Here is an 18,199-nt window from a genome sequence, read left to right as displayed (position 1 = left end):
GATGCGTGCAAGGCGTCTCTCGAAATCCGCGTGAGTTCCCGGTATCCATGGATTGTTCTCTCGGCGAGTGGGCCCCTTCATGTTTGCGTTTCCCGGGCCCGATGGGTCGGTACCTCTCCAGGTTCTGATCAGTTCTCCCCCGCGACAGTCACGGCGTCGCGTACACACCACCAATACAACGGAGCGTTGCATATAACGGTACCTAGAGCGGAGTGAAAGTGGATCTTGGTCTCCGAAAAACGCGTGACGTGATCGGAAACCACAGTAGAAGCGAGGGGGTTTGTCTCCGATCCGTATCCGGACCGCTTCCCGGCCGTAGGAGGTTCGATAACGGCCGCTTCCCGGCGCTTCCGTCCCGATATCCTGGTGATTATATAACCTTTTATATATTAATTGTCCTCCGTCGGATCGGATCGGGAACGGTGATTCTCTGTCACCACCGTCGTCTCCGTGATTTCCGCGGGTCGTGCGCCCGTCTGACGACGCCCAAAGCTTATTCCCTCGACCGAGAAACGGATGGTATGTCACTGATACAGGGCGGAATGCTGCTCGGACTCCTCACGTTGCTCTCGGCCGCGCCGGTTCTCCAGGCCGGAATCCTCGCAACGCCGATCGGTCAACTGCTCGTCGTGCTGGTCGGGATCGCGATCGTCATCGTGGTCGGTCGGATCGTCCTGCGGATCGCCTGGCGACTCGTCACTATCGCCGCCGTGATCGTGGGAATCGCGCTCGTGCTCTCGATGTTCGGCCTGCTGTGATCGGCTTCCCGATCACTCGGGAGGTTCTGCGGCCCGTTCGACGAGTTCGACGCTCCCGGTGAGCTCCCGGTGGACGTACGGTATGTCGATTCCCTCCTCGTCGAAGCGCTCTTTCACCGCCTGAACGTACTCCGAGCGAACGCGCATGAAGTCGGCGCGATCGGGTTCCTCGATCCAGATTCTGGCCTGCAGACCGACGTCGGAGTCGCCCAGGTCGACGAGCCGAACCGACGGAGCGGGATCCTCGAGAATCTCGGGATGCTCTCGGGCGGCCTCGAGGATGTAGTCGGTCGCTTCGTCGATGTCGTCGTCGTAACCGATGCCGAAGACGAACTTTTGACGCAGCGTCTCGTAGGCGACCGGGTTCGTCACCGCGTTGTTGGCGAGGTCACCGTTCGGGACGGTAATCCGTTCGTTGTCGAACGTTCGGACCCGGGAGACGCGGAGGTCGATGTCCTCGACCCGGCCGCTGTTGCCCTCCCACTCGATCCAGTCGCCGACCTCGAACGGCTTGTCCTTCAGGATGAAGATGCCGGCGACGAAGTTGCCCAGGAGATCCTGTGCGGCGAACCCGATCGCCAGCGCGAACGCGCCTCCGAAGACGGCGAACGCAGAGAGGAACGCGCCGAAGCCGGCGACGGTAAAGGCGACGGCGATTGCCGCGAGCCACACGACCGCGTTCGCGACGCTCGTTCCGAGGCTCCGTACTGCATCGTCGAACCCTCGCGTACCGAGTGCTCGCCGAACGACCGGCACGAACGCGACCTTCCCCAGTAGAAGGACGACGACGAACCCGACGACGAACGCTACCACCCCGGTCGCGACTGTGCCGACGTCGATGGCCTCTAACACCGTCTGCACCTGTAACACAGACATGTTCCGTCACGAACGACGGCGGGTGCTCAAAAGAAGGTGTTGGCTCCTCGAACGGGGGAGCCGAGGAGTTAAAACAGCGACTCCAGCTCGTCCGCGTCGTCGTTGACGAGACTCGAGAGGTTCTCCTCGCTTTCCTCCCGGATCTCGTCGAGGTTGTCCTGCGCCTCGATCGCTACCTGCTGGAGTTCCTTGATGCGCGGGACGTTCGTGACGCCCGAAAGGAGGATGACGCCGGCGACGAAGTCGCTTCCCCGAACGGGGTAGTCGCCGCCGCGGACCTCCATGCTACCGGTCTGCTCTTCGATCCATTTGCGCCCCCGTTCGATCCCCTTCCGGTTGAGGTATCGCGGCGGACCGGCCATCACGAGGAGGGCGCGTTCGGCACCCTCGATCTCACAGGGAAGCGTCAGCCGACCGAGGGCTGCCTTCCGAACGAGACTCGTGATCCGGTTCGTCGTGTGTGCGGTGTCGAGGTCGTCGTCGCTGTCTTCGCCCCGGAGCCGGGAGAGCAGCCCACCCGACTCCCGCGGTTCGACGTCCTCGCTCGCGTAGCCGACCGTCGAGACGCCGCCGCCCGAAAGCGTGTTGATGATCTCCGAAGAGTCGACGACGCTTTCGGCCACCTCCTGCCCTTTGGAAACCTCGCCGGCGCCAAAGAGGATGCCGAACCGGCGGACGATCTCCTCGTTGATCTGATTGTACCCCCCCGAGACCGACTCGCCGGTTTTTCGCCACGCGTCGTTGTCGAACACGAGGAGGTTGTCGACCTCGCGGACGAACGTCTGGAACGATCGTGCGGCGTTCAGCGTGTAGATTCCACCCTCGTCCGAGCCCGGAAGGATGCCCAGTCCGTAGACGGGTTCGGTGTAGATCCGCTTGAGATGCTTCGCGAGCACCGGGGCGCCGCCGGAACCGGTCCCCCCACCGAGACCGGCGACGATGAGGAACGCGTCCACTTCGTGGACGGGGATCGAGTCGATCGCACCCTGGATCTCGTCGATGTCCTCTTCTGCGATCTCTGCGCCGAGTTCGTTGTCGGCGCCGACACCGTGACCCTTCACCCGGGCCTGTCCGATGAGTACTCGCTTGTCCTGTGGGATGTGTTTCAATCCCATCAGATCCGCTTTCGCAGTGTTCACCGCGATCGCGGACCGGACGATCTCGGAGCCGTGTCTTTCGTCGTACTCGATGAACTTGTCGACGATCTTTCCCCCTGCCTGCCCGAAGCCGATCATTGCGAGTTTCATTCCTTATTCCCCGTCCTCATTGCTGGATTCAAACACGATTGCGGATATAAGCCTTGTGATGGCTGCACCGCCCGTTTCGAACCGTTGTACTGCAGACCTGGTCGTGGTTCGTTATCGGTGATCATTCGTTTTCCTCGTTTTTCCGCCCGTCCGTTCGAGCGCCTTCCTGACACGTTTCGGATGTCATCCCCTGGCATATTAGCGTTGGTGTCAAATTATCACCCCTGATACGCCGTTGGGTCCGTTTCGAAACGGTCCTCAGACCCCCAGATATTCCCGAAACGTCAGTAGCTCCTCCTCGTCGACGCCGAACGCCCCGACGTCGTTTTCACTCGTGGTGTTGTCGAACTTGAGAGACCGATACTGGTCCGGTCCCATCGGGAATCCAGGCACGACGTCGAGAACGGTCAACCCGACGCCGGCAAGCGCCATCGGAAGCGAAATGATGGTGACGTTTTTCCCCTCCGACTCGTACACCAGCTCCGTGATCTCTCGGAGGGTGAGCGATTCCGGTCCGCCGATATCGTACGTCTTCTCGGCGTGTTCGTCCGCCTCAACGCCGTCGGCGAGCATGGTCGCGAGATCGCCGACGTAAATCGGTTGGAACCGGGTCTTCCCTCCACCTGGGAGCGGATAGACGGGAACGCCGGGAGCGAACATCCTCTTGAGTCGTTTGGTGAAGGAGACGAACTCCCCTCCCTCGCCGAAGACCACCGACGGTCGGAAGACCACCCACGAGAGGTCCGACTTCCGAACGGCGGTCTCCGCCCGACCCTTCGCCCGAATGTAGGCGGTGTCACCGTCGGGGTCCGCGCCGAGGGCGCTCATCTGTACGAACCGATCCACGCCGGCCTGTTCGGCCGCAGTGACCAGGTTTTCGGTCCCCCGTCGGTGGACGAGGTCGTGCATCTCGTTTCCGCCGTCCGGAACCGACAGCGGCGAAAGCGCCACCAGGTTCACCACGGCGTCCCGATCGGCGACGGCAGGCTCGAGCGAGTCGATCGCCGTGACGTCGCCGACGACGGCGTCGACCCCCTCGGGCAGATCATCTTCGTCCGGTGTTCGGGCCAACACCGTCACCTCGTGGCCGCGATCGACAAGTTCGCGACAGAGGTGAGTTCCGACAAAACCGTTTCCGCCCGCAACGAGCACTCTCATACCTTCAGTTTACGGATTCTCGAAACCTAAAGCTACCGCGGCGTCAGACGTGTGACAGACGGTGTGGATCCGCACAGACGGTGCAGAGGTGGCCCGACAACCGACGGAGCCTTAAGGGACCCCCGGCCCACGTTCGGATATGCTCGTCACCCTGGAGGGACTCGACGGAACGGGGAAAACGACTGTGTGGGAGGCCTTACAGCCTCGATATCCCGACGCGGTTTTCACCCACGAACCGACCGATTCCTGGTACGGCGACGCGGTGAATCGGTCGATCGCCGCCGACGACGCCGACTCGCTGGCCGAACTGTTTCTCTATACGGCCGATCACGCCGACCACCTCTCGCGGGTCGTCCGACCGGCGCTCTCGGCGGGAAAACTGGTCGTCTCGGACCGATACTCCGATTCCCGGTTCGCGTACCAGGGCGCGACGCTGGCGGCGGAGACCGACCTGGAACGACCCATGGAGTACGTTCGCGGCATTCACTCGGCGTTTTCACGGACACCCGACCTCACACTCTACTTCGATCTCGACCCGGAAACTGCGGCCGAACGGGCCGGCGCGACGAACAAGTTCGAACAGGTCGAGTATCTGCGTGCCGTCCGCGAGAACTACGAGCGACTGCTCAGTTCTGAACCGGGTCGGTTCGTCCGGATCGACGCCTCGCGATCCCCGGAAACCGTAATCGAGCGATGCGAACGGGTTCTCGCCGATCGGGTCGAGGGCTGACTGTAGCCGGCCGTCCTGTCGGAGACATTAGGATAGCCAAAACATTTCTAAATTAATATATTTATACCCGTGGAAATCGTACGGCGTCTCGATGGGTCTCCTCGAGAACCTCGCTCTCGTCCTCGCCTCCGGGGTCTTTACGGCGCTGGTCTGCGGCCTGGGAACGCTTCCGTTCTTCGTTACCGACGAGTTCGACGACCGGGTCACAGTCGGGCTCTGGGGGTTGGCCGGCGGGATCATGCTTTCGGCGTCGCTTTTCGGTTTCATCGTCGAAGGTCTCGGGGAGGGGACCGCGACGCAGGTGACGCTGGGGCTGGTCACCGGGGTGGTTCTGGTCGTCGTCGCGAACCGTCTCATCTCCACTCACGAGTTCCGGCCTCGGGAACTCACCCAGGCACAGACGAAGAAACTCGTGTTGATTATCGGCGTCTTGACGATCCACAGTTTTCCCGAGGGAGTGGCGCTGGGTGTCGCGTTCGCGGATCTGGGGGTCGAAGGCGGGATCCCCGTTGCCGGCTTCACAGTACCGGTACTCGCGATCGTGATCACGCTGGCGATCTCGATCCAGAACATCCCCGAAGGGCTGGCGGTCGCCATCCCGATGCACACCTACGGCGTCGCCCCCTGGAAAATGTTCGCGGCGGCCGTCTTCTCGAGCATCCCACAGCCGATCGGCGCCGGAGTCGCGTACGTGTTTGTCACGATCGCCCGGGAGTTTCTCCCCTTCGGCTTCGGCTTTGCCGCCGGCGCGATGATCTATCTGGTGTTTCACGATCTCCTACCGGAGGGGCTCGATCACGGATCGGACCTCCCGGGCGGCGGGCGCAAGGAACTCGCTTTGGGACTCGCCATCGGCTTCGCAGTGATGATCCCGCTGCTGTTGCTCACGGAGTGATGGAACCTGCCTGGTACCCCGGGCCTCGGAAACTGTTTTCCTGCTGTAGCCCGTGGTTCAGCCGATGGAACGCGACGCCGCCTTCGAGTGGATCGAATCGATGCTCGACGTTCTCGACGACGAGGTGATGCCGGTTCCCGTCCGCGAGGTGTGGGTGTACGGCGACCTCGCGATCGGATTGGACCCGATCGATCGGCTCGACGTGTATCTCACCAAGGACATCCTCATGCGGGGTGACGACGAGGCGGCCGCCGAGTTCGAGAACGCACACGGCGTGAAAGGTGTCGGACGTACAGTCAGGACGGAGTGGGCTCGCGAACATCCCGAGTACGTCGCGACGAACGAAAACGGATACGCTGCACCGGAGCGTTGCCTGGCGGCACACCTCCTGGACGCGACGTCGCGGAGAACCCCGTCGACGGACGAACGAACGACGGGGGAGTCCCCAGTACACTTCGAGGTGTGCAACGCCAGTTTCGACGCGAACGTCACGCAGCGACTGAAGGGGGCGCTCTCCCGCGAGGCGTACGGCGAGCTGCTCGATCCCCGGGGCGTCTGTCTGTGGCTCGACGGCCGCCGGGACGAGGAAGCGCTGGAGCGCCTGCGCGAGGGGTCGTTCGCGATGCCCACGCTGTCGGACGCCCTGGGGATGATCGGTGCCGACCCCGAGGTCGCCGATGCGGCGGCACGAACGATCCGCGAGCGTCGGCGCGAACAGTCGGGATCCAGCGTTCGCGGCGACGTCGTCTAGTTCGCCTTCGATCGTGTGCCCGATCGCGGTTCGCCGCCGAACGGTTCCCAGCCGAGCGCCTCGTGGACCAGGAACTCGAGAGCGTTGATTACGTAGTGGGCCACGATCACGAGAAGCAAACTCCCGGACACGATGAACAGGACCGCGAGGAGGAATCCGAGCACTCCGGTCACCACGATCCCCAGCCGCCCCTGTGCGCCGTGACCGAAGCCGAAGGCGATCGAAGAGACGACCGCGAGCAGCCACGGGGAGACGTCGAACCCCGCGGCGGCGACGCCGATCAGGGCCCCTCGAAAGAGCAACTCCTCGAAGACGGCGATCAGCGGAAGCACGACGAAGAGCAACGCCACCCATCCCGAGACGGTGTCGGGTGCCAGGCGGCGACGGAGCTCTTCAGAGCCCGTGAACCCGTGTCGCTTGCCGATTGCCGCTGCCGCCTCGTTTCCGACGTACAGGACGACGCCGGCGACGACGCCCAAAGCGACGAAATCGACGCCGACCGTCGCTTCGCTGACGCCGAACGCCCACGCCGGAATTCCGAGCAGCCAGGCTGCAAGAGCGATCAAGAGGAGAAACGCACCCTGAGAGACGGCGACGTTGGCGAGTAGCGCGGTCGTCGTAAGCTCCGGCCCAGTGGAGGGTACTGATCTGCCGCCGGAAGCGACTGTCCCCCCGTCACCTTCAGGTTGCTCGTGATCGTCTATTTCTCTCTCGTCGACTTCTCTCTCGTCGACTTCTCTCTCGTCGACTTCTCTCTCGTCGAATTCACGATCGTCGAGTCCGTTCGAACGGTCCGACTCTTCTGTCCGAACCAGCATCGACTGCGAGGCGCGAGCCAGAACCAACACGAGCACAGCCGTCACGGCTGCAAACGCCGTAAACGTCGTCCAGTCCGGCATTCGTGTGGTGGTGGTTGAAAATCTGCGGGAGGTCGCGGTCGACCCGTCGTGACGATGCTACTGCGGGCTCGGACTCGACGGTCCGGCCACGCTGGCCCCCTCGTTCAGCGCAGATCCGGTGATGTTCTTGAGTCGATCGACCAGAGAGTCCTTCTCCGGCTCGCCCTCGAGGGCGACGTCGAGCACCTCGCTGATGTGCGAAACCGGGATGATCTCGATCATCTCCTCGTACTCGTCTTCGATCATCACGTCCTGTTTGTTCGATTCGGGGATGATAACGCGGTCACAGCCGGACTTCGCGGCCGCCTCGATCTTGTGGGTCACGCCGCCGACGGGGAGCACGTCACCGCGGACCGACAGCGATCCGGTCATCGCGAGGCTCTGGTCGACGCCGACCTCCTCCAGCGCCGAGATGACGGCAGCCGCGACAGTAATCGACGCCGAGTCGCCGTCGACGCCCTGTTGGCCCGCCTGGATGAACTGGATGTGGATGTCCTTCTCGGAGATGTTCACGTCGGAGAACTTCTTGATGATCGCCGAGACGTTCGACACCGACTCCTGGGCCATCTCCTTGAGTTGCCCGGTGGCGATCACGTCGCCGGGACCTTGTGAGGGGGCGACTTCGGCCATGACAGGCAGCATGATCCCCGAGTCTTCGCCCATCACAGCGAGCCCGTTGACGCGGCCGACCACGTAGCCTTCCGCGACCTGAATCTCGTAGTCCTTCCGGCGTTCGATGTAATCGTCGGCCAACTGCTGTTCGATGGACCGCGAGCGGTCCTTCGCGGCGAGGACGTGCTGACGCGTGGTCATCTCGGCGTCCTCGCCGCGGGCGATGTCGCCGGCGACGCGGACCAGTCCACCGAGCGTACGGAAGTGAAGCGACAGATGGTTCTTCCGCCCGGCCCGCCGTTTCGACTCGAGGATGATCTCCCGGATGGCGTCGTCGGTGAACTCGGGGAGCCTTCCGTCCTTGGTGATCTCTTGGGCGACGAACCGGGCGTACTTGCGCCGCATCTCGGGGGTATCTTCGATGGTTTCCTCCATGTACACCTCGTACCCGTATCCCTTGATGCGGTTCCGCAGCGCGGGGTGCATGTTCTCCATCGCGTCGAGGTTCCCCGCCGCGATCATGATGAAGTCGGTCGGCACCGGCTCCGTCTGGACCATCGCACCCGAGGAGCGCTCGGACTGACCGGTGATGCCGAACTCGCCTTCCTGGATCGCGGTCATCAGGTGCTGCTGGCTGCGGATGTCGAGCGTGTTGATCTCGTCGACGAACAACACGCCCTTGTTCGCCTTGTGGATGGCCCCGGCCTCCACGCGGTCGTGGCTCGGGGTCTCCATCCCGCCGGACTGGAACGGGTCGTGGCGAACGTCGCCCAGGAGCGCCCCGGCGTGGGCACCCGTCGCGTCACGGAACGGCGCCGTCTTGGTGTCGGCGTTGTTCACCAGTAGGTTCGGCACCATCGCGTCCGAACCACGGGAGGCGTATTTGAACGCGATGTAGATAATGCCGGCTGCAAGGATACCGAGCAGGATCTGACCGGCGATAATGAGCGCATACCCGAGTACCACGATGATGATGATCCACATCAGGAACGATCGCATCTGGTTGCGCTTTCGGGCCTCCTCCTTGTGGGCCTGGACGATCTGTTCGCCCTTCCCCGCCGGGACGGTCCGGACCTTCGGCTTGTTGCCGTCGTCCGGGTTGTGGTAGACGAGAACGTCCTGAAGCTCCTCTTTCGGGAGAAGCTCGGACATCGCCTTCGCGAGCATCGACTTCCCCGTCCCCGGGGCGCCGATCATCATCACGTGCCGCCGCTGTTTGGCGGCTTTGATGATGACGTCCCGGGCGTGTTCCTGACCGATCACCTGGTCGACCAGCCGTTCGGGAATGTTGATCTCCTCGGTCGAGTCGATTTTCAGCCCGCCGAGCAGGTCTTCCGGGTCGGGATCGTCTTCGATCTCGGCGTCGATCTCGACGTCGCTACCGAGGTCGTCGATCGTCGGCTCCTCGTTTTCCCCGTGGGTGTCGGACAGTTGCTCGTCGCCGCCCGCCGGCTGCTCGTCGATGTCTTCATCGAACGTCTCTCCCGGTGATTCGCCGTTTCCGGCGAGCGTTTCTTCGATCGTCGATCCGGGGGATCGCCACGGATCGTCGTCGTCGGTCTGTTCGTTCCCGTCGGGCTCCTCTCCGTCTTGCGACCCCTCGGGCATCGTCCGTTCCTCGCGGTCGGGCGAGGCGTCCTCGGCGTCGTCTTCCCCGTCGGAACGTCGCCGATCACGGGAACCGTTGTTGTCGTCGTTACTCATAGAACCGATTGGTTACCAGAAAGGTAGTCCCCGCGATTGATATACTTTCTCCCCCTCGACGATCCGCCCCCACCGAGCTAATCACCAGATATAGGCCGTGTATCCTCGCTATTCTGTCGTCGGGTCCGACCCGCGGCCTTTATAAATATTCTCGAGAAAGAACGGGATATGCGGGGGTTCTACATCGGCCGGTTCCAGCCGTACCACAACGGCCACCAGTACATGGTCGAGGAGATCGCCGAGGAGGTCGACGAACTCGTCCTCGGAATCGGGTCGGCGGGGGACTCCCACACCGAGAAGAACCCCTTTACTGCGGGGGAACGCGTGATGATGCTCACCAAGGCAGTGCAGCCGTACGATCTCACCACGTACGTCGTTCCGATCGAGGACCTCGATCGCAACTCCGTGTGGGTGAGCCACGTCCAGTCGATGTCGCCGGCGTTCGAGGTGGCCTACTCGAACAACCCTCTGGTCATTCAGCTGTTCGAGGAGGCAGGCGTCGAGGTGCGGCAGTCGCCGATGTTCAACCGGGACGTCCTGGAGGGTTCCGAACTCCGTCAGCGGATGATCCACGGCGAACCCTGGAAACACCTCGTTCCGGCCCCCGTCGTCGAGGTGATCGAGGAGGTCGACGGCGTAGAGCGACTCCAGCGCGTCAGCGAGACGGACTCGACCGACGACGAGTACGGCGCCGACGGCTCCGACATCGACCCGTTCGGTGAATCGGAGTCGGAACACGATCGTGACTCCGGCGTCGAAGCGAGCACCAATACGGAGCCGGACGCGGAATGATCACGCTCAGTTCGGACTTCGGATCGCCGTACCCTGCCGCGATGAAGGGGGTGATCTTCCGGCGGACGGACGCTCGAATCGTCGACGTAGCCCACGATCTTCCGCGTCAGGACGTCCGGGCGGCAGGCTTCTGGCTCCGGTTCGTTCTCCCGGAGTTTCCGCCCGTAGTCCATTGTGCGGTGATCGATCCCGGAGTCGGGACCGAAAGGGACGCGATCGTCATCCGGGTGGGCGGCCACGCGCTCGTGGGGCCGGACAATGGATCGCTCGTTCCGCCCGCTCGAGCGCTCGCAGACGAAGACTCCGCCGACCGTGGATCCGGCGGAGCCAGTTCGGAAGCCGACTGCAGAGACGCCGGTTTCGAGGTGTTCGTCTATCGTCCCGAGAGTCCGGCCTCGTCGACGTTTCACGGACGGGACGTCTTCGCGCCGCTTGCCGCGGAAGTCCACGAAACAGGGATCTCGACGATCGAAGAGATCGACGGTGTGGAACCCGCCGAGTCGTTCGTCGATCTCCGATTTCCCGAACCGGAACCGATCGACGGCCCAAAAACGGCCGACTGGACGGCGGAAACCGCCGACGGGATCGCTGGCGAGGTCCTCGTGGTCGACGGATTCGGCAACGCCATCACCAACGTTCCAGGGACCGCCGCCGAGGGCCGTGACCGGGCCGTCGTGAACGGGATGTCGGTGCCGATCGTGGACACGTTCGCGGACGTCGATCCGGGGAGCTGTCTCCTTACGGTTGGAAGCCACGGCTATCTCGAGTGTGACGTCCGCGAAGGCAGAGGGGACGAGGCGTTCGACCTCGGGCCGGGCGATCGAGTCGAGATCGTGTTCCCCCCGACGGACGACGGTTCCGGGGACGGGTTGGAAGAACTCCGCAACGGTTAGGAGTCGAGCAGCCGGACTAGTGCGTATGAGCGAATCAGACTGGGGAACGTGGCTGCCGGACGCGATCGTCGGGGCCGAGCCCGAAACCGTCGCCGTGTGGTATCTCGGCTGTAACGGTTTCGTTCTCAAGGGGCGTGAGGGAACGACGATCTGGATCGACCCGTACGTCGGTCTCGGGGATCCGCCGCGAACCGTTCGGATGATACCGGTGCCGTTCGATCCGGCCGACATCGACGTCGCCGACGCGGTGCTCGCCACCCACGAACACACCGACCACGTCCACGGCCCCTCGCAGGCGCCGATCCTGGCGAACACCGGGGCGACGTATTACGCGCCCGACGACTCGCTCGCCGTTGCCCGGGACGAGGAATCCTGGACGGACCGATGGAACGTCGAGGAGGAACAGTTCGCGGAAGTCTCCGAGGGTGATACCATCGAGATCGGCGAGTTCGAGATTGGCGTCGTCGAGGTGTTCGATCCGGACGCGACCCACCCGGTCGGCTACGTCATCGAACACGAGGCAGGAACTGTTTTCCACGGCGGCGACACCAAACCGTCGGACAACTTCGCGGAACTCGGTAGTCGCTACGATTTCGACCTCGGAATCCTGGCGTTCGGAAGCGTCGGCACTATCCCGGACAAGGAGACCCGCGAGCCAGTCCGGACGAAGTGGTACAGCGACGAAAACGAGATCGTCGAGGCGGCGAGCGACCTCCAGTTCGATCGACTGGTTCCGTCCCACTGGGACATGTGGAAGGGGCTCACCGCGGACCCGACCGCGCTCCACGAACACGTCAGAAGCTTCGAGTACCCCCGACAGCTGGAGATCGTCGAGATCGGCGACCGGATCGATCTCTGAATCCGAGCTTGCCTTCCTCGAAAGTCCACCCGTGCGTTTATGTCATTTCCCCGATGAGCTTCGAGTATGCGCCACGCGCTCGCAGTCGTTTCGTCGACGGAGGGCTCGAAAGAGCTGGTTCGTGAGGCAGGAACGCTTGCTGCAGGTGTCGACGCACGGCTCACGCTGTTGCACGTCACGACGGAGGAGAAGTACAACGACACGTATCGGGAGCTACAGTCGATCACCAGTTACGGCGGAGAGTACGGCGTTTATCAGGCCGAACAGGGTGCGGCAAACTACGCGGAGGACATCGCCCGGGAGACTCTTTCCGACATCGACGTCGAGTACGACGCCGTCGGGGCACTGGGTGACCCCGTGGAAACGGTGCTCGACCACGCCGAAAACGAGGGCTGTGATCACGTGTTCGTCAGCGGCCGGACGCGTTCCCCGACTGGAAAGGCGCTGTTCGGTGACGACACCCAGCAGATCATTCTCGAGTTCGACGGCCCCGTTACGGTTTTGACGACCTGATCTTCCACGATTCGAGTTCCCAGTATCAACTGCGACAATCGGCCCATACCATTTACAAGCCCGTCTGCTGAACGGCTATTCATGAGTCCCAGCGACGGCGCCATTACCACTTCGAGCGGCGAGTTGAAGGTGAGAAAGACCTTCAGCACTGACGAATTCCCGGTGCCGGCGGTTTCGTTTCTGGTCCATTCGACCAGCGACCAGCCGGTCACCGTCCGTCTGGTCGATCAGGTCCCGGAGTCGTTCCCGATGGATCGGATCGGGTTCCACCCCGATTACGGCAGCGAAAACTGGACCGCTTACCGCGACAACAGAGTAGAGTTTCGAACCACGCTGGAGCCTGGAGAAAGCGTCACGACGGTGTACGGCGTGCGGACCGACGACCCGTCGGCTCTGGATGCGTTCCGAACTGAACCGCAGGTCGAGGAGGTAACGGAGGGCGATCCGGAACCGGAATCGATCGAGGACGTGCTCGGCTCGGACAACAGTCAGGCGATCCGGGAAGTGCTCGCGGGGGAGCGATCGACGCTTCCCGGACTCGACAAGGAGGACGACGAAACGGACGAAGGCGAGCCGGATCCGCTGGCAGAACCCGAAGGTGTCGATTCCCCGACTGACACTGAAGAGTCCGAACCTGTAGACGAGGGCGACGATTCTTCGGAGGAGCCAATCGTACTCGGCGAGTCGGACGAGCCTGCTGAAGTGGATGAAGCCGCTGACGTCGAAGACGGCGAAGATGACGAGGAAGAACCCCTCGAATTGGACGATCCCGTCTCGTCAGACGGACCGGAAGAGGAACCGGAACTGGAGTTGGACGAGGAGCCGGAAGAGGAACCGGAACTGGAGTTTGACGAGGAGCCGGAAGAGGAACCGGAACTGGAGTTGGACGAGGAGCCGGAAGAGGAACCGGAACTGGAGTTTGACGAGGAGCCGGAAGAGGAACCGGAACTGGAGTTGGACGAGGAGCCGGAAGAGGGGACGAGCCCTGAGCCGGATACTGTCCCGGAAGACAAGACATCGGCGATCACCCCACACGAGGCCGACGATATCGAGGAGGAACCCGCCACCGACCAGGCGGAACAGGATATCGAGTCAGCCGAGTTCGCACCGGAGGGGATCGCCGCCGCACTGGCACGCGAGATCCGCGAAGACGAGGTGTCCGACGCCGACCTCGAACTGCTCCGGGAGGAGCTCGACGTCGGCGTTCCAAACAGCGTCGACGTGCGATTGAGCCGCCTCCAGTCGCGAGTGGCCGACCTCGACGCCTACACGGACGCACTCGAGGAGTTCATCGACGAGAACGGGACCGCAGAGCAACTGCTCGCCGAGCTCCAGGCGGAGGTCGACGGCGTCACCGACACTGTCTCCGAGATCGAATCGGACGTACGGCGGCTCGAAGGCGACGTCGAGGTGGGCGCACGGGAGCGCCACGAACTCCGGAAGGACACCTCGGAACTCGAAACCGAAACCGGAGAGATCGCCGACTGGACCGGCGAAATCGCAGAACGGACCGAGGCTGTGGAGGCGAAGGCCGCCGACCTCGACGACATCACGGCGGATCTCGACGACACCACCGTCGAACTCGCGGATCGGGTCGTCGACGTAGAGGAGGCTACCGACGATCTGACCGGCCGGATCGACGACGTCGATCAGCGGGTCGCCTCCAACGAGGAGCGCACTGACGCGCTCGAGGAGTCCACGGAAACGATGGAGACGTCGATCGACTCCGTCGAGGAAACGGTCGACGAACTCGACTCGCAGATCGGAGAGGTGTCCACGACAGTCGAGGAACTCGAATCCACGGTGGATGATATCGAGACAGAACTCACCGCGGTCGCGAGCGACACCGAGGAGGCCAAGGAGTCGATCGAGCCACTCTCGGCGGACGTGGCGTCGCTCCGGGAACACGTCGACGATCTGTTTACGTCCAAGCGGGAGGTCGACGAAAGTCTCGAATCGATCGAATCGCGGATGGATGACCTGGACGCGCTCGAGGAACGCGCGGATTCGATCCGAGCGGATCTCGCAGAGATCGACGCGCAGATCGGCGACGCGGACGAGGAACTCGCAGAAAGCGTCGAATCGCTGCAGGAGGATATCGCGGAGATACACGACCGTCTCGAGACGTTCGACGCGTTCCGGGAGCGTCTCGGTAGCGCATTCGGCGATATGTGAGCCGCGGTAAGAGGAGGTAGGAAACTGCGGCGGCCGAAGAACCGGCCGGCGTCGAAACGCAACCGGTTTACTTCGCTGTATCGTGGTTTCCCGCAATGAACGAGTCGGTTGCGGTCGCGGTTCCCCGGAAGGGACGGCCGCTGGAAGCGATTCTCGATCGGCTGGCGAGCGCCACGGATGCGGAGGCGCTCGCAGACGAGGTGAGTTCGACCCTGCGCTACGAAAAGGCGATCACGAAAGGCGAGATCGAACCGGAGCGAAACGTCTACGAACGCCTCACTGCCTACAGCGATCCGGACGCGCCGGACGGTCCCGAGTACACGCTGTATCGCGACGACCGTCCCGGGTTCCCGAGGCGGATCGTGTTCGATTCGGCGCGAGTCGACGTCGGGGGATTACAACTCCGGTTGATCGGACGAGAGGAACCGTTCCGCGCGTTGCGGACCCACGAGTTCGCGCTGGGGTTCGACAGTGCCGACCTCGTACTCGAGGAGGCCGTGACGTTGCACGAGCGGGGGATCGACTCGATCGCCGAGGTGAACGAACGGATCGATCCCCGGGATACCGACGTGCGTGTCGTCACTGGGCTCGGTGACACTGTCTATCACACGCTGCTCGCCGCCCCCGATGCGGTTCCCGCGGGCGAATCGCTGGACAGGTCGTTCGTCGCCGACTACGAGGGGGAACTGTGCATCTCGCCCCGATACGAACGTCTCGTGGCGGCGGTGCTCGGAACGGAGGCGATCGAGGACGTCGAGTTCGTGTTCGCGAACGGGGGCCAGGAGGAGGAGCGAGCGATCGCCGACGCCGGAGTCGGCGTGTATCTGACCGTGACCGGCAGCACAGCACGGGACCACGGACTCTTGCTGGGAGAACAACTGTTTCCGAGCGAAACGGTGCTGTTGAGGAACGTCGCCGAACGAACCCCCGCTGTCGATCGCGTCGAACGACTGTTTTCCGGACTGGATCTCGAGACCGAACTCCGGGTTTGAGTCGGGGTTTTCCCGGCCACTTCGAACAGAACGTCCCGGGTCCGTGGTCGCTGAGCCGGGCGTCTCGCTCGCCGACTGATCGACAGGTTTCGAACCGGATGTTCGATTTGTTATCGCACTATGCGGTTTATTCAGTCGTGAATTCTCGCACACTCGAAAACGAGCCGTCGGCGATCGCGTCACAGATCCCGTCGACGTCGAGTGGTTCGGGCACGTCGTGGGGATATTTCCGCCGGAAGTAGCCGATCACGTTCTCCGTGTCCCGGAAAAGGAGTTCGCGCGCGTTGTCGTGATCAGTGGAGACCGCCTGTGGCCAGTCGAAGATGACGATACCGGACTCCGAGATCGCCACGTTGTATTCGCTCATGTCCGCATGGACGAACCCCCTCTCGTAGGCGGATGCGAGTTCCCGGAAGACGAGATCTACTACTCCGAGGACCTGTTCGGAGGGGAGTTTCGACCGGGGGAGCTCGACTCCTTCGAACTTCCCCATCACGAGCGCGTGGCGGTTCTGGTCGATCGGCCGGGGAACCGAGACGTCCGGATAGAGGGTTTCGAGCACCTCGTACTCCCGTTCGGCAGCCTTGCGCGCGGTGTACAGCCAGGAGACGTGATTTCGGTCGGCGGTGTACTCCCGTTCCTTTTGGACCGCCCGGAAGTTCGTGTACCCCTCGCGGTGGAACTTGAGCGCGAGCGGCTCGAACGACCGCGCCTCGTAGACGTCCGACTCCTTGCCGACGCCGAGGGGTGCGCCGACGTCGATCACCGTCTCGCGTTCGGCGAAGGTCCGGAGCGCCAGTGCGTCGTACCCTTCGAACTTCAGTCGATATCCCTCGTACTGGATCGTCTTCCGTTCGATCAGCTCCCGTCGCATGCACCGATCCAGCCGGTACTCGACTTCCTCGGGAGTCAGATCGGAGTACTCCGGGAGTTTGTCGCGCCGTACCCATTCGGAAAACCGCATCCCCTGCTCGATGCCCGAGAGGAGATAGAAATCCTCCGCCTCGAGCTCCGGCATCAGCCCGGCGACGTTCTGTACCATGTCTCGGCGTGCGGGCGCCGCGGATAAAAGCCCGCCGCGTCGGGCAAGTAAACGAATAACCGCTATATGAAATGTTGGGGGTTCCGGGAGGCCGTCCGATAACGGCAACCAGCCGCCCGTTTCAGCGCTCGTCGCTCTCCAGGCGGCTCTTCAGGTTCTGGAGCGTTGTCTGCAGTTCGCGCTCGTTGTACCGGCGAACGAACGGCTCGGTGACCGACGACAGCACCTTCCCTGGAACTTCGTAGGTCCCGGTGTACGTCACCCGGGTGTGCTCCCCGACTTCCGTGAGCTCCAGGTCGATCTCACCGTCGAGCCTGCCCCGCATGTCGAACGTCAACCGGTGCGGGGGGTCGTGAACTGTCTCTCGGAGTTCTCCGTCGATCCCGACCCCGGCCATTTTGTAGGTGAACTCGAGCCGCTTGCCGCCGTTCTCGAGCGGTTCCACGTTCCATACCGACGAGAGGCTCGGCGTCACTTCGACGTGGTTGTGGGGATCGTCGAGGTACTCGAACACTGTCTCGATCGAAACCTCGATCTCGATCGATTCGCTCACTGTGACCATACTCGAGCGTAATCACACTGGACAAAAAACCGGCGTCTTCTTTTCCCCTGAGATCACCTAACAGGAGTATGGGTCGGTTCGGGGAAACCGTCGCGGCGCTTGAAAAGGTCTTCACGGACGCTCCGTGGCTGTTCGAGGTCTACACTCGGATCTACCGGTCGGTCGTCGATAGAGAGATCGAACTCGCAGGGATCGACGCAAACGACCGGGTACTCAACGTGGGCTGTGGTGCGATGCCGTTTACGGCCGCATTACTCGCGAAACGCTCCGGCGCGACCGTGTACGCGCTAGATAACGACCCGAGCGTGGTTCGAGAGGCGCGTCGAAACCTCGCGCGTGCCGGCGTGGCCGACGACGTCGAAGTCGTCGTCGGGGACGGCCGGGAGGTCATCGGCGACGGAACCCACCTTCCGGAGCCCTGTTCGGTCGCCGTCGTTGCCCTGCAGGCGGAACCGAAAGACGAAATCGTCGAGCGATACCGACGGGCGCAGGGCGGCCCGAGTCGAGTTGTCGTCCGTCAGCCTCGGTCGGTGTTCTCGGCTGATTACGATCCGGTCACCACGGCGCAGGCGGCGCAGGACAGCGCCCACGACGGCGGAAGTTCGGCCGGTTCGACTACGTCGTCGAGGGTCATTCCGGCGGTTCCGGACGGTTCCGTTTCTCATTGGATGGTGACGTTCGGTCGGTCGCTCCTGTTCCGGACGGACTGAGGCGACCGATCGCGCCGTGGGGCCGGATACA

18 protein-coding genes are annotated in these 18,199 nt (G+C 63.0%); 11 read left to right on the top strand and 7 right to left on the bottom strand.

What is annotated here, in order from left to right; all coding sequences use genetic code 11:
- Nucleotides 1–521: 521 nt before the first annotated feature.
- Nucleotides 522–758: a hypothetical protein gene (locus AArcSl_RS06045; RefSeq protein ID WP_245883379.1), complete on the top strand. Its 237-nt coding sequence runs from the start codon at nucleotides 522–524 to the stop codon at nucleotides 756–758.
- 12 nt (nucleotides 759–770) lie between these two features.
- Here AArcSl_RS06045 and AArcSl_RS06040 read toward each other — a convergent pair whose 3' ends face one another.
- From AArcSl_RS06040 to AArcSl_RS06030, 3 genes are all read right to left on the bottom strand, one after another.
- Nucleotides 771–1,634, bottom strand: a complete 864-nt coding sequence (locus tag AArcSl_RS06040) for a mechanosensitive ion channel family protein (protein WP_119816426.1) — start codon at nucleotides 1,632–1,634, stop codon at nucleotides 771–773.
- 68 nt (nucleotides 1,635–1,702) lie between these two features.
- A complete protein-coding gene (locus AArcSl_RS06035; protein WP_193588505.1) occupies nucleotides 1,703–2,881 on the bottom strand; it encodes a tubulin/FtsZ family protein in 1,179 nt (392 codons plus the stop codon).
- Nucleotides 2,882–3,139: 258 nt separating this feature from the next.
- Nucleotides 3,140–4,039 (bottom strand): complex I NDUFA9 subunit family protein, encoded by a 900-nt coding sequence (locus tag AArcSl_RS06030; RefSeq protein WP_119816423.1) that lies wholly within the window; start codon nucleotides 4,037–4,039, stop codon nucleotides 3,140–3,142.
- A gap of 139 nt (nucleotides 4,040–4,178) precedes the next feature.
- Here AArcSl_RS06030 and tmk point away from each other — a divergent pair, with 139 nt between their 5' ends.
- The 3 genes from tmk (at nucleotide 4,179) to AArcSl_RS06015 (ending at nucleotide 6,415) form a co-directional block, all read left to right on the top strand.
- Nucleotides 4,179–4,769, top strand: a complete 591-nt coding sequence (gene tmk / locus AArcSl_RS06025) for a dTMP kinase (RefSeq protein WP_119816420.1) — start codon at nucleotides 4,179–4,181, stop codon at nucleotides 4,767–4,769.
- A 91-nt stretch (nucleotides 4,770–4,860) separates the two neighbouring features.
- Complete coding sequence (locus tag AArcSl_RS06020) at nucleotides 4,861–5,664, top strand: ZIP family metal transporter (protein ID WP_119816417.1); 804 nt, start codon at nucleotides 4,861–4,863, stop codon at nucleotides 5,662–5,664.
- A 64-nt stretch (nucleotides 5,665–5,728) separates the two neighbouring features.
- Nucleotides 5,729–6,415, top strand: coding sequence for a DUF7095 family protein (locus AArcSl_RS06015; RefSeq protein WP_119816414.1), 687 nt, complete (start codon nucleotides 5,729–5,731; stop codon nucleotides 6,413–6,415).
- Here the strand turns inward: AArcSl_RS06015 and AArcSl_RS06010 are convergent.
- Both AArcSl_RS06010 and lonB read right to left on the bottom strand, forming a co-directional pair.
- A complete protein-coding gene (locus AArcSl_RS06010; RefSeq protein ID WP_119816411.1) occupies nucleotides 6,412–7,314 on the bottom strand; it encodes a CPBP family intramembrane glutamic endopeptidase in 903 nt (300 codons plus the stop codon). The two genes, AArcSl_RS06015 and AArcSl_RS06010, sit on opposite strands and share 4 nt — an antisense overlap.
- Before the next feature lie 57 nt (nucleotides 7,315–7,371).
- Complete coding sequence (gene lonB, locus AArcSl_RS06005; protein WP_449267271.1) at nucleotides 7,372–9,534, bottom strand: ATP-dependent protease LonB; 2,163 nt, start codon at nucleotides 9,532–9,534, stop codon at nucleotides 7,372–7,374.
- A 264-nt stretch (nucleotides 9,535–9,798) separates the two neighbouring features.
- Here lonB and AArcSl_RS06000 point away from each other — a divergent pair, with 264 nt between their 5' ends.
- The 6 genes from AArcSl_RS06000 (at nucleotide 9,799) to AArcSl_RS05975 (ending at nucleotide 15,854) form a co-directional block, all read left to right on the top strand.
- Entirely contained in the window at nucleotides 9,799–10,422 is a 624-nt protein-coding gene (locus AArcSl_RS06000; protein ID WP_119816405.1) for a nicotinamide-nucleotide adenylyltransferase, read from the top strand.
- Nucleotides 10,419–11,315, top strand: coding sequence for an SAM hydrolase/SAM-dependent halogenase family protein (locus tag AArcSl_RS05995; RefSeq protein WP_119816402.1), 897 nt, complete (start codon nucleotides 10,419–10,421; stop codon nucleotides 11,313–11,315). The genes AArcSl_RS06000 and AArcSl_RS05995 overlap by 4 nt, the downstream gene beginning before the upstream one ends.
- 25 nt (nucleotides 11,316–11,340) lie before the next feature.
- Nucleotides 11,341–12,174, top strand: a complete 834-nt coding sequence (locus AArcSl_RS05990) for an MBL fold metallo-hydrolase (protein WP_119816399.1) — start codon at nucleotides 11,341–11,343, stop codon at nucleotides 12,172–12,174.
- A 66-nt stretch (nucleotides 12,175–12,240) separates the two neighbouring features.
- On the top strand, nucleotides 12,241–12,687 hold the full coding sequence (locus AArcSl_RS05985) for a universal stress protein (RefSeq protein WP_119816396.1): 447 nt from the start codon (nucleotides 12,241–12,243) through the stop codon (nucleotides 12,685–12,687).
- Nucleotides 12,688–12,768: 81 nt separating this feature from the next.
- Nucleotides 12,769–14,862, top strand: a complete 2,094-nt coding sequence (locus tag AArcSl_RS05980) for a coiled-coil domain-containing protein (protein ID WP_119816393.1) — start codon at nucleotides 12,769–12,771, stop codon at nucleotides 14,860–14,862.
- Between the two features lie 95 nt (nucleotides 14,863–14,957).
- Nucleotides 14,958–15,854 (top strand): hypothetical protein, encoded by an 897-nt coding sequence (locus AArcSl_RS05975; RefSeq protein ID WP_119816390.1) that lies wholly within the window; start codon nucleotides 14,958–14,960, stop codon nucleotides 15,852–15,854.
- 127 nt (nucleotides 15,855–15,981) lie between these two features.
- On the opposite strand, the gene AArcSl_RS05970 is transcribed toward AArcSl_RS05975, so the two are convergent.
- Both AArcSl_RS05970 and AArcSl_RS05965 read right to left on the bottom strand, forming a co-directional pair.
- A complete protein-coding gene (locus tag AArcSl_RS05970) occupies nucleotides 15,982–16,896 on the bottom strand; it encodes a serine/threonine-protein kinase RIO2 (RefSeq protein WP_119816387.1) in 915 nt (304 codons plus the stop codon).
- 121 nt (nucleotides 16,897–17,017) lie between these two features.
- Nucleotides 17,018–17,458 carry an SRPBCC family protein gene (locus tag AArcSl_RS05965; protein ID WP_119816384.1) on the bottom strand — a complete coding sequence of 147 codons (441 nt, stop codon included), beginning with the start codon at nucleotides 17,456–17,458 and terminating at the stop codon, nucleotides 17,018–17,020.
- A gap of 68 nt (nucleotides 17,459–17,526) precedes the next feature.
- Here AArcSl_RS05965 and AArcSl_RS05960 point away from each other — a divergent pair, with 68 nt between their 5' ends.
- Entirely contained in the window at nucleotides 17,527–18,168 is a 642-nt protein-coding gene (locus AArcSl_RS05960) for a methyltransferase domain-containing protein (protein WP_119816381.1), read from the top strand.
- Nucleotides 18,169–18,199 lie beyond the last annotated feature (31 nt).

The organism is Halalkaliarchaeum desulfuricum, from assembly GCF_002952775.1.
Classification (GTDB): Archaea; Halobacteriota; Halobacteria; order Halobacteriales; family Haloferacaceae; genus Halalkaliarchaeum; species Halalkaliarchaeum desulfuricum.
Note: the sequence above shows the minus strand (reverse complement) of the source record. Positions and strands in the feature narration are given on the sequence as shown.

Excerpts from the sequence above, each read along its gene's own strand:
- AArcSl_RS06045 (WP_245883379.1), top strand. The coding sequence starts at position 522 with ATGTCACTGATACAGGGCGGAATGCTGCTCGGACTCCTCACGTTGCTC.
- AArcSl_RS06040 (WP_119816426.1), bottom strand. The coding sequence starts at position 1,634 with ATGTCTGTGTTACAGGTGCAGACGGTGTTAGAGGCCATCGACGTCGGC.
- AArcSl_RS06035 (WP_193588505.1), bottom strand. The coding sequence starts at position 2,881 with ATGAAACTCGCAATGATCGGCTTCGGGCAGGCAGGGGGAAAGATCGTC.
- AArcSl_RS06030 (WP_119816423.1), bottom strand. The coding sequence starts at position 4,039 with ATGAGAGTGCTCGTTGCGGGCGGAAACGGTTTTGTCGGAACTCACCTC.
- tmk (WP_119816420.1), top strand. The coding sequence starts at position 4,179 with ATGCTCGTCACCCTGGAGGGACTCGACGGAACGGGGAAAACGACTGTG.
- AArcSl_RS06020 (WP_119816417.1), top strand. The coding sequence starts at position 4,861 with ATGGGTCTCCTCGAGAACCTCGCTCTCGTCCTCGCCTCCGGGGTCTTT.
- AArcSl_RS06015 (WP_119816414.1), top strand. The coding sequence starts at position 5,729 with ATGGAACGCGACGCCGCCTTCGAGTGGATCGAATCGATGCTCGACGTT.
- AArcSl_RS06010 (WP_119816411.1), bottom strand. The coding sequence starts at position 7,314 with ATGCCGGACTGGACGACGTTTACGGCGTTTGCAGCCGTGACGGCTGTG.
- lonB (WP_449267271.1), bottom strand. The coding sequence starts at position 9,534 with ATGCCCGAGGGGTCGCAAGACGGAGAGGAGCCCGACGGGAACGAACAG.
- AArcSl_RS06000 (WP_119816405.1), top strand. The coding sequence starts at position 9,799 with ATGCGGGGGTTCTACATCGGCCGGTTCCAGCCGTACCACAACGGCCAC.
- AArcSl_RS05995 (WP_119816402.1), top strand. The coding sequence starts at position 10,419 with ATGATCACGCTCAGTTCGGACTTCGGATCGCCGTACCCTGCCGCGATG.
- AArcSl_RS05990 (WP_119816399.1), top strand. The coding sequence starts at position 11,341 with ATGAGCGAATCAGACTGGGGAACGTGGCTGCCGGACGCGATCGTCGGG.
- AArcSl_RS05985 (WP_119816396.1), top strand. The coding sequence starts at position 12,241 with ATGCGCCACGCGCTCGCAGTCGTTTCGTCGACGGAGGGCTCGAAAGAG.
- AArcSl_RS05980 (WP_119816393.1), top strand. The coding sequence starts at position 12,769 with ATGAGTCCCAGCGACGGCGCCATTACCACTTCGAGCGGCGAGTTGAAG.
- AArcSl_RS05975 (WP_119816390.1), top strand. The coding sequence starts at position 14,958 with ATGAACGAGTCGGTTGCGGTCGCGGTTCCCCGGAAGGGACGGCCGCTG.
- AArcSl_RS05970 (WP_119816387.1), bottom strand. The coding sequence starts at position 16,896 with ATGGTACAGAACGTCGCCGGGCTGATGCCGGAGCTCGAGGCGGAGGAT.
- AArcSl_RS05965 (WP_119816384.1), bottom strand. The coding sequence starts at position 17,458 with ATGGTCACAGTGAGCGAATCGATCGAGATCGAGGTTTCGATCGAGACA.
- AArcSl_RS05960 (WP_119816381.1), top strand. The coding sequence starts at position 17,527 with ATGGGTCGGTTCGGGGAAACCGTCGCGGCGCTTGAAAAGGTCTTCACG.